We start from the raw sequence: 12,659 nt of genomic DNA, 5'->3' as shown, positions 1-12,659 counted from the left end.
TCTAGTCATGATTTCAGTACAATAGAGAGTATGTTTAGATTTGATGAAAAAGAATTTGTCGCAGAACTAGATCGCAAACGTGAGCAGCAATTCCTGAAGCGAGTAAGAGATTATGACGAGCAGATTGCTCCCTCCATGAGACTGAGGGGATATAAGCGGATAGATAGTACAGAGAGGACAGTTGTTTTTACATTTGGAGAGGTGACTTTCTCTAGGAATCGCTGGCGAAAGGGAAAGAAAAGTTGTTATCCCGTAGATGAGTGGCTAGGTCTAGAAAAGTATATGCGTTATTCTCCTGAGTTGATTTTTCACATGGCAAAACACGCTTCTGTTTTATCCTACCGTGAAGTTTGTCGAACAGTTAAGATGGCTTATCGCCTGGAGATAACAAAGGACGCTGTTTTGAAGTCTGTAAAAATGGCAGGCAGACTCTTTTCAGAGAGGGAACGCTATCGGCTTTTTAGAGGTGATGAGCAACCGAAAAAAATCCAGGCAGATAAAATCTACCTGGAGGGAGATGGTGTGCTCGTCAAGACAACATCAAGCAATGATGAACGACACAATACAGACTTAGCCCATTTCCTGATTCATACTGGAGTGAAGAAGGTTGGTAATAATCGGTATGTACTAGAGAATAAGCATGAGATTATCCATACAAGCCATGAACAAGCAAAGGAAGAATTGATAGACTATCTCTGCAATCATTTTGAAATCACTGATCGAACTCTTCTTATCACTAACTCGGACAATGGTAAAGGATATTCTCGCAGAATATTTCAAGAAATTAAGAAGGTCCTACGGATTAAACGTCATGAGCATTTCTGGGATGCCTATCATGTTAATGAAGAACTTAAAAGATTTCTGAAGCCGTACCCGTCTACACTACTTGATCTTGCTTTTAAGGCCATCAAAAATCATCAGAAGGGCCTGCTTCAGACCGTACTAGATACAGTTGAATCTCTCATAGAAAGCCAGGAAGCTCTTGATAATTTTTACAATTTTCGTAAGAAATTATTAAGAAATTTCTGTGATACTAGGCCACCTAAACTTAGAGGATTGTCCTCACGGGGTATCGGGGTAATGGAGAGTCAGCACCGAAAGGTCACTTACCGCATGAAACATCGAGGGATGTATTGGTCTATCGAAGGGGCTTGTACTATGGCCAGAATGATACTCCTTGAACGAATCGATCAGCTATACAATCTATTTTTTGGATCTTGGAGACAAGAGTATGAAGAATTTAGGGATACGGGACCAGGTGCAGGATTTCGTATTAACCATAGGCCACACAAAGCAGTTATCAGAAAAAGAGGGCATAAATAATACAAAAAGGCAGACAAAAGCCTCTAAAAAAAAAGATTTTTTAGAGGTGTTTTTGTCATGTTTTCATACAAAACAGTTGCTTTTTTGCCTAATGTGTGTTACAATAATAAAGTAAATAAAAACGAAAAAGGTGTAGAAGCAGCAACTCCTACACCACCGATTAAGACAAAACAACACTTTGCTTAATCAGTCAAACAATATTGTAGCATAAATAGTGCAATATAGTCAAGGGCTGGAGTAAAGTGGAGGAACTTTCTCCAGTTTTTTTGTCTGAAAATCCTCGCTTTTTTATTGAGTTATAAGGATATTTGATTATTCCCAAAAATTTAGACACAAAGAAGTCTCCGAATTTCCTTGCCAAAATAGAGAAAGTGTGATAACATAGTACGGTATGTGGTGCTAGCACATCCGCTATATTAGATCTAATAGGAGGAAAACACAATGGCTAAAGTATGTTACTTTACAGGTCGTAAGACTGTATCGGGAAACAACCGTTCACACGCGATGAACCAAACAAAACGTGCCGTAAAACCAAACCTTCAAAAAGTTACTGTTCTTATCGATGGTAAACCTAAAAAAGTTTGGGCTTCAGCTCGTGCTTTGAAATCAGGTAAAGTTGAACGCGTTTAATAAAAATGAAAAGACCGCTTAGGTCTTTTTCTTTTGCTCTAGAGATAAAACCATTTGAAAAATAGAGTAATACTCTTCGAAAATCAAATTCAAACCACGTCAGCTTCGCCTTGCCGTACTCAAGTACTGTCTGTGGCTAGCTTCCTAGTTTGCTTTTTGATTTTCATTGAGTATAAATATCCGCCGATACAGCATTCTGCTTTTACACTTGGGCTGAAATATGATAAAATAGAGTATCAACTAGTTGAGGTAAAAAAAATGACTGTAAAAATTAATACAAAAGATGGTCAAATCGAACTGACAGATGAAGTGATTGCAACCGTAGTAGGTGGTGCCGCAACTGAGATTTTTGGTGTGGTCGGTATGGCTAGTAAAAATGCCCTCAAAGACAATTTCCAAGCCCTTCTTGGTAAGGAAAATTATTCTAAGGGTGTTGTCGTGAAGGCAGCCGAAGATGGTAGCATTGCAGTTGATGTTTATACCGTATTGAGCTACGGAGTAAAGATAAGCGAAGTGTCAAAAAACATTCAAGAGCGTGTTCGTTTTAGTTTAGAAAATCAACTAGGAATTACTGCTCAGACTGTGAATGTCTACATTCAAAATATCAAAGTTGTAGGAGAATAATCGTGTCAAAAATTACTACCAGTTTATTCCAAGAGATGGTGCAGGCTGCATCAACTCGTTTGAATAAGCAAGCAGAATATGTCAATTCATTGAACGTCTTTCCAGTTCCAGATGGAGATACTGGGACAAACATGGGAATGACCATTGAAAATGGTGCCAAAGAAGTAGCAGACAAGCCTGCTTCTACAGTTGGAGAAGTAGCGAGCATTCTTGCCAAAGGGCTCTTGATGGGTGCCCGTGGGAACTCAGGGGTTATCACATCTCAGCTCTTCCGTGGCTTCTCTCAGGCTATCAAGGAAAAAGATGAATTAACAGGTCAAGACTTGGCTCTTGCCTTCCAATCCGGTGTCGAAGTAGCTTATAAAGCGGTTATGAAACCAGTTGAAGGAACCATTTTGACTGTTTCTCGTGGTGCAGCCATTGGAGCTAAGAAAAAAGCCGAGGAGACAGATGATGCTGTTGAGGTCATGCGTGCAGCCTTGGAAGGCGCGAAAGCAGCTTTGGCTAAGACACCAGAAATGCTTCCAGTCCTTAAGGAAGTTGGTGTGGTAGACTCAGGTGGTCAAGGTTTGGTCTTCATCTACGAAGGCTTCCTTTCAGCTCTTACTGGTGAATACAGTGCTTCTGAAGACTTTGTAGCGACTCCTGCCAACATGAGTGAAATGATCAATGCAGAGCACCACAAGTCTGTAGCAGGGCATGTGGCAACTGAGGATATTACCTTCGGTTACTGTACAGAGATCATGGTAGCCCTCAAACAAGGTCCAACTTATTCTAAGGACTTTGACTACGATGAATTCCGTAACTACTTGAATGACTTAGGTGACTCTCTACTTGTTGTCAATGATGATGAAATCGTCAAAGTTCACGTCCATACAGAAGATCCAGGTCTTGTCATGCAAGAAGGTCTTAAATATGGTAGCTTGATCAAGGTAAAAGTGGACAATATGCGTAATCAACACGAGGCGCAAGTTGAAAAAGAAGCAACTCAAGGAAACAAGCCTGCTGAAACAAAAGAGTATGCCCTTATCGCAGTAGTAGCTGGTCAAGGTTTAGCAGATATCTTCCGTGCCCAAGGTGTGGATTATGTCATCGAAGGTGGGCAGACGATGAACCCTTCAACAGAAGACTTTATCAAGGCTGTTGAACAGGTCAATGCTCGCAACATCATCTTCTTGCCAAACAACAAAAATATCTTTATGGCAGCTCAGTCTGCGGCTGAAGTGCTTGAACAACCTGCTGTTGTTGTAGAAGCACGTACAATTCCTCAAGGGTTGACCAGTCTTCTTGCCTTTGATCCAAGCAAATCAATCGAAGAAAACAAAGAACGTATGACTGCAGCCCTTGGTGATGTCGTAAGTGGTAGTGTAACAACAGCCGTTCGTGACACGACTATCGATGGTTTGGAAATTCATGAAAATGACAATCTTGGTATGGTAGATGGTAAGATCCTCGTATCAAACCCTGACATGCACCAAACTTTGACTAAAACATTGAAACATATGTTGGATGAAGATAGTGAAATCGTGACTTTCTATGTCGGTGAAGATGGAAGCGAAGAACTTGCCAATGAAATTGCCCAAGAAATCGCAGAAGAATTCGAAGATGTTGAAGTAGAGATTCACCAAGGTCAACAACCTGTATATCCATATCTTTTCAGTGTGGAATAAAATTTAATAGATAAAAAAGAAAGTTGATTTTACAGCTTTCTTTTTTTATGACATTTGTCATATTTCCTAGTGACAGAAGCATCTAGCTCCGCCAATTTCAAAAGTCTATAATTGAAGTATGAAATGGAGGAAGAAGAAATGAAAAATAAAATGATTGTCGCAGTGAGTTTAGTAGCAGCAGGAGTTATGACCTATCTCATGTTTTCAGGATTGGACGAGGGTTTCTATCATTTTCCTTGGGAGCTCTTTGCTGGCTTTGGAATGATGTCTTGGCTTGTCAGAGAAGGTTTAAAATTAGTCAGAGATGTAAAAAAGGAGTTTGAGGAATGAAAAAAGCAATCATCTATTTCTTTATCAGCCTGTCACTCTTGGTATGGTTAGTGGAAATGTTTACTGGTTGGTTTGACCAAACCGTGCTTCGCCAATTTATTCGTGGTGCTTGGGGTTTTGGATTTATGATTTTTGTCGTTTTCCCTATGGGAATGAAGTGGTTGAAAGGAGAATCTCATGACTGTGATTAAAGTTGAGAAATTGAGTAAGAAAATAAAAGACAAGGAGATCTTGCGGAACATCTCCTTTGAAATCAACGATGGTGAATGTGTCGCCTTGATTGGACCTAACGGGGCTGGAAAGACAACTTTAATTGATTGTCTCTTGGGGGACAAATTCATGAGCTCAGGTCGAATAGCCATTCAAGGCTTCGCGCTAACAGATCCTCGATTAAAGAAACTTGTTTCTGTCTTGCCTCAAGAAAATGCAGTTGTTCAAAGCTTGAAAGTGAAAGAACTTCTATCATTTTTCAAGTCACTTTATCCCGACAGCCTTTCAGACAAAGAAATTGATGACTTGTTGAGATTCTCAGACAAGCAGAAAAATCAGCTAGCAGGCAAGTTGTCTGGTGGGCAAAAACGTTTGTTCTCTTTCGTGTTAACTTTAATAGGTCGTCCAAAAATTCTATTTTTGGACGAACCAACTGCTGCCATGGATACCTCGACACGTCAGCATTTTTGGGAAATTGTCAATCAGTTAAAGAAAAATGGTGTCACCATTGTTTATTCTTCCCACTATATCGAAGAGGTGGAGCATACGGCTGACCGCATTTTGGTCCTCCACAAGGGAGAATTGATTCGCGATACGACGCCTTATGCCATGCGTGGTGAAGAACAAGAAAAACATTTTACGGTACCTCTAACTTATCAGGAATTTATCAGCACTTTGGACCAAGTTCAAGAGATTGAAATCAAGCAAAATGCTCTTTCCTTCACAACCAAAGAAGCCAGCCAGGTATGGAAAGTCTTGCAAGATCAGGGCTGCACGATTGAAGAAATTGAAGTTCGCAATCGAACTCTCTTAGACAGTATCTTCGAAACGACTCAAGATTAAAGGAGATTGACGATGAAAAATATGATAAGTCTCATGAAAGTGGAAATTATTCAGATGAAACGGCAAGCCGTCTACTACTTGCTATCCATCGGACTTCCAAGTGTGTTTTACCTTATATTTTCTGGTATGATGTCAGGATCAGATGTTCCAGAAATTGTTCTTAAAGCCTATCTTTTTGCCATGACGCTCTTTAGTATCATGTCAAGCGCCTTTTTCAGTATCCCTAGCACACTCGAGTCTGATAAGACAAACAACTGGCAAAAATTGATTCAACATTCTCCGGTATCTATGGTAGAATATTATGTATCAAAACTGTTTAGTACTCTGCTGACTTTCTTGTTATCAATTATAGTTGTCTTTTCGGTTGGTCATTTTGTCCGTGGAGTGACTCTGCCTTGGCTTGATTGGTTGGTGATTGGAGTTATGTTGCTGGTCGGAAGCGTGGTCTTTATCAGCATGGGGGTATTGGTGAGCTTGCTTCCCAGTGCTCAATTGATGACGGTGATTGGAAATATTGCCTATATTGCTTTGGCTGTCCTAGGTGGACTCTGGTTCCCTTTGAGTTCCTTCCCAGAATGGCTCCAATCCATTGGAAAACTGACCCCAACCTATCAACTGATGCAGGTTGTCTCTACTTATTTGGAGCACCACGAGTTTAACGTTCTTGCTGCCTTGGTTGTACTAGGTTATACAGTTTTCTTTGGTGTATTGGTAATCCAACTGAAAAAACGGATCGAGGTAAAATAAATCTATGTTGGAAAAATTAAAAAACACTCATTATATGTTTCATATTTCAACAGTGTTTATCATCTTTCCTATAGCGGGTGTCATCGTTGGAGAGTACCCGCTTTTAACCTTGTTATGGACTCTACTATTTGTCCTAGCTTTCTATTCGGTTTTAGCCAGTCAGAATCGCACTGTGCAGTGGTTAGCTTGGTGGATCTTGCTTGCCTACATTTTTTACAGTTCCGTCTGGCTGAATGGGAGCTTCGCTTGGTTTATCTTTTATTTATCAAACCTCCTCATTTACCAACTGGATGAGATATCTTTTCACTCTTGGCGTTTTGTCAGTTTTATTGTCTTGCAACCGTTGATTTTGACAGGGATTTATATGGTCGATCAAGTTAGTCCCTGGCAACTGCTCTTTTTCTTGGTGACTTTTGTCTTTTCTGATGCCTTGACTTTTGGTCTCTATCGAATTCGGATAGCAGAAGAGTTAAAAGAAGAAAAGATGAAACAAAATGCCAAGCTTAATCTTTTCTTGGCTGAAAATGAACGCAGCCGTATCGGTCAGGATCTTCATGACAGTCTAGGCCATACCTTTGCTATGTTGAGTGTGAAGACGGATCTTGCCCTCCAGCTTCTTCAAATGCAGGCCTATCCTCAAGTGGAAAAAGAATTAAAAGAAATTCATCAAATCAGCAAAGAATCCATGAATGAAGTTCGTACAATTATCGAAAATCTTAAAACCAGAACCCTTGCTTCCGAATTTGCGACTGTTAAAAAAATGCTGGAAATTGCAGGAATTGAAACGGAAGTCGATCACCAACTAGATATAGCTAGCCTAACTCAGGAGTTAGAATCAACGGCCTCCATGATTTTACTTGAGTTAGTGACCAACATCATCAAACATGCCAAAGCATCGAAAGCTTACTTGAAATTAGAACGAACTGAGAAAGAACTCATTCTAACAGTGAGAGACGATGGCTGTGGCTTTGCTTCTCTAAAAGGGGATGAGCTCCATACCGTTCGAGACCGTGTCCTTCCTTTTTCAGGAGAAGTAAAAGTGATCAGTCAGAAACATCCGACTGAAGTGCAGGTTCGGTTACCTTATAAGGAGAGAAACTAAGATGAAACTACTTGTTGCAGAAGATCAAAGTATGTTGCGAGATGCCATGTGCCAGTTGCTTACCTTTCAACCAGATGTAGAGTCTGTCCTACAAGCCAAGAATGGGCAAGAAGCAATTCAACTCCTAGAAAAAGAGTCTGTGGATATCGCCATTCTTGACGTAGAAATGCCTGTTAAGACTGGCCTCGAAGTCTTGGAGTGGATTCGAGCAGAAAAGTTAGAAACAAAGATAGTTGTGGTGACGACCTTCAAGCGCCCCGGCTATTTTGAACGCGCGGTCAAGGCTGGAGTAGATGCTTATGTCTTGAAAGAAAGAAGCATTGCAGACCTCATGCAAACCTTGCACACTGTTCTTGAAGGACGTAAGGAATATTCGCCTGAATTGATGGAAGTGGTGATGGCGCACCCCAATCCGTTAACAGAGCAAGAAATCGCTGTTTTAAAGGGAATCGCTCAGGGCTTGTCTAACCAAGAAATCGCAGACCAACTCTATCTATCAAATGGAACCGTCCGAAACTATGTCACCAATATTCTTTCGAAACTAGAAGCTAGTAATCGAACAGATGCAGCCAACATCGCAAAAGAATCTGGTTGGCTTTGATAAGAAAGATAAAAAACAACTCAAATGATTGCTAAATCGAAGGAAATCCATACTAGAATGTAGGAGGCAGATTGCCTCCTTTTTTGACTCTTTATCAACTGTAGTGGGTTGATTATAACAAAATCCTTGAAACTGTTATCAGAAAACACTTACATAGCGTTAAATAACCTATTTTATGTTAGAATCATATTTAAAAATATCTAAAAAAGAAAGAAGAGGGTTATATGCTAATAAATATCAATAAAATTAAAGATTTTAAAAAAAATGATAACTTGTCATACAAAAGTTTGCTAGAGTCAGAAGACCTATATAAGGAGGAAATTTTCAATGAAGAAACAAGTAAAAGAATTGAAGGATATAGAAAAGCAATAGAAGATGTTATAGATAAAAATAACGATAATCAAGAAGTCCAAAAAATTGATATCGTTTCTATTATTAAGGCGTATAAAAATTTTAATGGTCCTAGGTTTTTTAAGTCTAGCGGGATGACGGTAGATGCTTTTTACGATAGTAAAGGAAAAAAAGTATACATTAATAAGTATTTATCAAATGAAGATAGACATTATGCATGTGCTCATGAGCTGGCTCATTATTTATTTGAAGATTCAAGTGCTTATTTGGATCGTAATCAATCATTCTCACGCCCTTCATATGAAGCCAAAGCTAATCAATTCGCCTATGAAACACTTCTACCAGAAAAACTATTAGAAAATATAATTATTGAATACAAAAATGAAAAATGCGATAGCGACTTAAATAAAATGTTTAATAAAGATGTCAATGAGTTAATTAAATATATTTCTGATAAAACAGATGTTTCGGAATTTGCAGTGTATAAGCGGTTAAAATTTTTATATTATATCTATTGAGGAGATTTAGAAATGCCTGATAAGGGAAGTGATACTATTAAGAATCAAAAAGCTATCAAAATTTTTTATAAATCTATGTACGATTTGTTTAATCATAGTGATAATAAGTTAATTGATAAAATAATTTTTAACGATATCAAACTTGCAATATCTTGTGAAGTAAAAAAAGATGAGGTAAGCAGAATTCCTGAAACTGAGGAGAAGACAAGTGAAAATAGTCGTAGTTACAATTACCCAGACCCTACCAAGGCTTCTAACTCATTTGAAAAAAGTCGTTTTATAGTAAAAGAAATTGACTACAATGACCAACAAAATTTAAAAGGGCACATAGAATTTTTCAGTAATAATTTACAACAGTCTTTTTTTAATATATTTAAAAATAAGCATCAAGACGCTTTTGCTGCATGGGTATATCAACACATTGCAAATCACGAAGAAAAAAAGAAAGCTTCACGAAAAAAAATTATACAAAAAATAAAAAGAATAATACGAAAGTCAGAAAGCTTTGAAGATCTATATTCGCGAGTAAGGAAAGATTATATAGGCGTTAATAAAGGATTAATCTACGATTTTGAGTACTTTTCTAATAGGATGCTCTCATATATTTTGTCTAGTTTAAGCCGTGAACAAGTTAAACTACTGGAAGAGAGAAACCTTCAAATTCCACTTGATGACTTTGAAGGTTATGATTTGTTATTGAAAGAAAACATCAGTAATTTAGAAATAAATAATTTTCTTACGGGTATTTATAAAAATATTAAAAATAATAAGGGCTCAGAGAAAGATTGTAATAAATCTGAAATAGGAGGAGATGATGATGATGAAACAAGTGCAACTACGAAAGATTGCAGTTCTAAACAACAAAATAGGAAGTCAGAGAATGTAGAAAATTACAAAGAAAAAGTTGCAATATTAAATGTAGTAGGGGAAGTATACAAACTTAATAATAAAATAAAATGTGATTACTATCATAGAGAAGGCTATGGTACTATAAAAAGTGGGTGGACTATCTTTTATACGTTAAAAGAATTAATTTCTATTTTTGATGGAAGAAGAACTAAGACAGAAAATATAGTACTTAATAATTCTAGTAGTGATCTTATAGTTAGTAGATTTAAATATAATTATTTTAGAGGTTATTCTAATAACAAGCACGATGCTATTCCAGCTGTTTTTAGAAACAGAACTTATCATGGTGAAAAGCATAGCGACCAATTTTATAGCAAATTTGAAGGATTATATCAAAAAATAGCGAGAGAATATCCTGAAGAACTAGAATATGATAGTAATATTGGGTCAAGTAAGCGGAATGATGCTTTTTCACGTCTTCAGCATTATGGATTTGGGACATGTCTTCTTGATATGTCTAGAAATCCTTATACAGCTTTGCTGTTTATGATTGATGGTGAAGATTTTCATACTCCTAAATTTGAATTATTTGAGATTGAAGAAGAAAAACATAGGGATAACAATATAGTTTATCTACCTGAGAAATTCCAAAAAAATAAACGTCTGATTGCGCAAAATGGAGCATTTCTGCATTATGAAAAGCTATATAATTTAATAGAAAAAGAAAAAGAAAAAGAAAAAGAAAAAGAAAAAGAAAAAGATGCAGATGCAGATCAGACTATTGAATATGTAAAAGATAAACTAGAGGGATTAGAGAAGAAAGTTGAAAGAATTAATCGTATTACAGTTGTTATAGAAGTATCAAAGAAGTCTGACAGGGAAGCTCATAAAGATAATATTAAAGGTATAATTGAAGATGCTGATAACCTTAAATATAATGAAGAACTCGATGTAAACGAGAATACATATATAGGCAATCTTGAGAGATGTTTTGAATCCCTAAAGAATAAGGTTAACTTGGTAGATAAGACACTGCAAGGTACTGATCAATATACTTTGTTAAAAAACTATTTAAAAGCTAAGTTAGATGAGTATGGACATACCAAGAGAAGCCTATTTCCAGATTTTCAAAATTATGTCTCTTATGAAAATGGTCGATATAAACGCCCGGAGGAAGAGAAATCACCGTTTGAAAAGTAATGATTATTCTCTCTTTTGTTTTCTTCAGACAGTGAGGGCAAGTTCATTACCTAAATCCTGTTTAATTTGTGGTTTCTTTAGGGGAACGGTACAGAGTTAGTTGCTATTACGGTCAAGGAAGTTAGGAAGAAAGTTCATTTTTAGCAGATAGAGCTAATAATCCTGGCTCCATAATTTCTGTAGTGGGTAAAACCACTGTAAGAATTATAGAGCCCGTTTTTTTGTTTAAAAAAGCGGTAAGAACTAGTGTCAGAGAGATAAAAGATAAGAATAAAAACGAAAAAAATATTGACAAGGAAAGAAAAAATGTGTTATAATAATAGACGGTACTTTTTACTTTTGGTCTCTCAAAAGTGTACAGGGACGTGCTGACAAATGTTGCAAAAGTACACACAGATGGTAGCTGTCACCAAGTGTATCATCACCAAAAATAAAAAAACACAGGAGAATGTAGATGCCTACAATTAACCAATTGGTTCGCAAACCGCGTAAATCAAAAGTAGAAAAATCTAAATCACCAGCTTTGAACGTTGGTTACAACAGTCATAAAAAAGTTCAAACAAATGTTTCTTCACCACAAAAACGTGGTGTTGCAACTCGTGTTGGAACAATGACACCTAAAAAACCTAACTCTGCCCTTCGTAAATTTGCTCGTGTACGTTTGAGCAACCTTATCGAAGTTACTGCCTACATCCCAGGTATCGGACACAACTTGCAAGAGCACAGCGTGGTGCTTCTTCGTGGTGGACGTGTAAAAGACCTTCCAGGGGTACGTTACCATATCGTCCGTGGTGCACTTGATACTGCAGGTGTTAACGATCGTAAACAAGGCCGTTCTAAATACGGTACTAAACGTCCAAAAGCATAAGGAAAGGGGATAAAGAGAAATGAGTCGTAAAAATAGAGCTCCAAAACGTGACGTATTGCCAGATCCGCTTTACAATTCACAACTAGTTACTCGTCTTATCAACCGCGTTATGCTTGATGGTAAACGTGGTACAGCTGCTTCAATCGTTTACGGTGCTTTTGAGCAAATCAAAGAAGCTACTGGCAACGATGCACTTGAAGTATTTGAAACAGCTATGGAAAACATCATGCCTGTACTTGAAGTACGTGCACGTCGTGTTGGTGGATCTAACTACCAAGTCCCAGTTGAAGTTCGTCCAGAACGTCGTACAACACTTGGACTTCGTTGGTTGGTAACCATCGCTCGCCTTCGTGGTGAACACACAATGCAAGATCGTCTTGCAAAAGAAATCTTGGATGCTGCGAACAACACTGGTGCAGCAGTTAAGAAACGTGAAGACACTCACCGTATGGCTGAAGCTAACCGTGCCTTCGCACACTTCCGTTGGTAATAATAAGATACTAAGGGCGTTAAAAAAGCGACTGAAAATTAGGAAGCTTGACGCAGAATCAAAGATTCTAGGAAAGCTTATCTATTTTCCGAGCTTTTAGCCCGAGTTCAATTATGATGCTAGGAACGGTAAGGATGCAAGGTGAAAATAGGAAACTGACGCAGTATTCGACGAATACAAGGAAGTTTATCTTTTTCACACAGCATCCCGTTCCGGCTCAAATCGGCTAGCTAACTTTAGCCCGAGTTCAATTCAACTTGTCTACAAGTTGAAACCAACAAAAACAAGATAAACATTGAGAAC

At 37.8% G+C, this 12,659-nt stretch carries 15 protein-coding genes; all 15 read left to right on the top strand.

The annotated features are described in order from the left end of the window. The first annotated feature begins 30 nt into the window (after nt 1-30). The 15 genes from HMPREF1125_RS04925 to rpsG all read left to right on the top strand — a co-directional run bounded on the left by HMPREF1125_RS04925 (nt 31) and on the right by rpsG (nt 12,356). Nucleotides 31-1,323: an ISLre2 family transposase gene (locus HMPREF1125_RS04925; RefSeq protein WP_000488182.1), complete on the top strand. Its 1,293-nt coding sequence runs from the start codon at nt 31-33 to the stop codon at nt 1,321-1,323. Between the two features lie 57 nt (nt 1,324-1,380). Continuing rightward, the gene (locus HMPREF1125_RS04920; protein ID WP_000493327.1) at nt 1,381-1,509 is read left to right on the top strand and encodes a hypothetical protein; all 129 of its coding nucleotides are present in this window, start codon (nt 1,381-1,383) and stop codon (nt 1,507-1,509) included. A 255-nt stretch (nt 1,510-1,764) separates the two neighbouring features. Then, nucleotides 1,765-1,953, top strand: coding sequence for a 50S ribosomal protein L28 (gene rpmB / locus HMPREF1125_RS04915; RefSeq protein ID WP_001140948.1), 189 nt, complete (start codon nt 1,765-1,767; stop codon nt 1,951-1,953). A gap of 258 nt (nt 1,954-2,211) precedes the next feature. Continuing rightward, entirely contained in the window at nt 2,212-2,577 is a 366-nt protein-coding gene (locus HMPREF1125_RS04910; RefSeq protein ID WP_000216438.1) for an Asp23/Gls24 family envelope stress response protein, read from the top strand. Nucleotides 2,578-2,579: 2 nt separating this feature from the next. Further along, on the top strand, nt 2,580-4,247 hold the full coding sequence (locus HMPREF1125_RS04905) for a DAK2 domain-containing protein (RefSeq protein ID WP_000036682.1): 1,668 nt from the start codon (nt 2,580-2,582) through the stop codon (nt 4,245-4,247). A gap of 123 nt (nt 4,248-4,370) precedes the next feature. Further along, nucleotides 4,371-4,577 (top strand): hypothetical protein, encoded by a 207-nt coding sequence (locus HMPREF1125_RS04900; protein WP_000390701.1) that lies wholly within the window; start codon nt 4,371-4,373, stop codon nt 4,575-4,577. Further along, the gene (locus HMPREF1125_RS04895; protein ID WP_000709170.1) at nt 4,574-4,768 is read left to right on the top strand and encodes a hypothetical protein; all 195 of its coding nucleotides are present in this window, start codon (nt 4,574-4,576) and stop codon (nt 4,766-4,768) included. Before HMPREF1125_RS04900 ends, HMPREF1125_RS04895 begins: the two co-directional genes overlap by 4 nt. Further along, nucleotides 4,755-5,630: an ABC transporter ATP-binding protein gene (locus tag HMPREF1125_RS04890; protein ID WP_000216042.1), complete on the top strand. Its 876-nt coding sequence runs from the start codon at nt 4,755-4,757 to the stop codon at nt 5,628-5,630. The genes HMPREF1125_RS04895 and HMPREF1125_RS04890 overlap by 14 nt, the downstream gene beginning before the upstream one ends. Nucleotides 5,631-5,642: 12 nt before the next feature. After that, complete coding sequence (locus HMPREF1125_RS04885) at nt 5,643-6,377, top strand: ABC transporter permease (protein ID WP_000794129.1); 735 nt, start codon at nt 5,643-5,645, stop codon at nt 6,375-6,377. Between the two features lie 4 nt (nt 6,378-6,381). Then, nucleotides 6,382-7,479: a sensor histidine kinase gene (locus HMPREF1125_RS04880; RefSeq protein ID WP_000890468.1), complete on the top strand. Its 1,098-nt coding sequence runs from the start codon at nt 6,382-6,384 to the stop codon at nt 7,477-7,479. Nucleotide 7,480: 1 nt separating this feature from the next. Then, nucleotides 7,481-8,080: a response regulator transcription factor gene (locus HMPREF1125_RS04875; protein WP_000772067.1), complete on the top strand. Its 600-nt coding sequence runs from the start codon at nt 7,481-7,483 to the stop codon at nt 8,078-8,080. 224 nt (nt 8,081-8,304) lie between these two features. After that, nucleotides 8,305-8,949 (top strand): ImmA/IrrE family metallo-endopeptidase, encoded by a 645-nt coding sequence (locus HMPREF1125_RS04870; protein ID WP_000906723.1) that lies wholly within the window; start codon nt 8,305-8,307, stop codon nt 8,947-8,949. 12 nt (nt 8,950-8,961) lie between these two features. Further along, nucleotides 8,962-10,998 carry an FRG domain-containing protein gene (locus HMPREF1125_RS04865; protein WP_001112984.1) on the top strand — a complete coding sequence of 679 codons (2,037 nt, stop codon included), beginning with the start codon at nt 8,962-8,964 and terminating at the stop codon, nt 10,996-10,998. Between the two features lie 454 nt (nt 10,999-11,452). Further along, the gene (gene rpsL, locus HMPREF1125_RS04860; RefSeq protein ID WP_001142332.1) at nt 11,453-11,866 is read left to right on the top strand and encodes a 30S ribosomal protein S12; all 414 of its coding nucleotides are present in this window, start codon (nt 11,453-11,455) and stop codon (nt 11,864-11,866) included. Nucleotides 11,867-11,885: 19 nt separating this feature from the next. Continuing rightward, nucleotides 11,886-12,356, top strand: coding sequence for a 30S ribosomal protein S7 (rpsG, locus tag HMPREF1125_RS04855; RefSeq protein ID WP_000087873.1), 471 nt, complete (start codon nt 11,886-11,888; stop codon nt 12,354-12,356). Nucleotides 12,357-12,659 lie beyond the last annotated feature (303 nt).

The sequence above is a fragment of the Streptococcus oralis SK304 genome (assembly GCF_000287715.1).
GTDB classification, from domain to species: Bacteria; Bacillota; Bacilli; order Lactobacillales; family Streptococcaceae; genus Streptococcus; species Streptococcus oralis_Y.
The sequence above is the reverse complement of the archived record's forward strand: the minus strand, read 5'-3'. Positions and strand labels throughout refer to the sequence as shown.

Excerpts from the sequence above, each read along its gene's own strand:
- HMPREF1125_RS04895 (WP_000709170.1), top strand. The coding sequence starts at position 4,574 with ATGAAAAAAGCAATCATCTATTTCTTTATCAGCCTGTCACTCTTGGTA.
- HMPREF1125_RS04890 (WP_000216042.1), top strand. The coding sequence starts at position 4,755 with ATGACTGTGATTAAAGTTGAGAAATTGAGTAAGAAAATAAAAGACAAG.
- HMPREF1125_RS04875 (WP_000772067.1), top strand. The coding sequence starts at position 7,481 with ATGAAACTACTTGTTGCAGAAGATCAAAGTATGTTGCGAGATGCCATG.
- HMPREF1125_RS04870 (WP_000906723.1), top strand. The coding sequence starts at position 8,305 with ATGCTAATAAATATCAATAAAATTAAAGATTTTAAAAAAAATGATAAC.
- rpsL (WP_001142332.1), top strand. The coding sequence starts at position 11,453 with ATGCCTACAATTAACCAATTGGTTCGCAAACCGCGTAAATCAAAAGTA.
- HMPREF1125_RS04880 (WP_000890468.1), top strand. The coding sequence starts at position 6,382 with ATGTTGGAAAAATTAAAAAACACTCATTATATGTTTCATATTTCAACA.
- rpmB (WP_001140948.1), top strand. The coding sequence starts at position 1,765 with ATGGCTAAAGTATGTTACTTTACAGGTCGTAAGACTGTATCGGGAAAC.
- HMPREF1125_RS04925 (WP_000488182.1), top strand. The coding sequence starts at position 31 with ATGTTTAGATTTGATGAAAAAGAATTTGTCGCAGAACTAGATCGCAAA.
- HMPREF1125_RS04885 (WP_000794129.1), top strand. The coding sequence starts at position 5,643 with ATGAAAAATATGATAAGTCTCATGAAAGTGGAAATTATTCAGATGAAA.
- HMPREF1125_RS04900 (WP_000390701.1), top strand. The coding sequence starts at position 4,371 with ATGGAGGAAGAAGAAATGAAAAATAAAATGATTGTCGCAGTGAGTTTA.
- HMPREF1125_RS04865 (WP_001112984.1), top strand. The coding sequence starts at position 8,962 with ATGCCTGATAAGGGAAGTGATACTATTAAGAATCAAAAAGCTATCAAA.
- HMPREF1125_RS04920 (WP_000493327.1), top strand. The coding sequence starts at position 1,381 with ATGTTTTCATACAAAACAGTTGCTTTTTTGCCTAATGTGTGTTACAAT.
- HMPREF1125_RS04910 (WP_000216438.1), top strand. The coding sequence starts at position 2,212 with ATGACTGTAAAAATTAATACAAAAGATGGTCAAATCGAACTGACAGAT.
- rpsG (WP_000087873.1), top strand. The coding sequence starts at position 11,886 with ATGAGTCGTAAAAATAGAGCTCCAAAACGTGACGTATTGCCAGATCCG.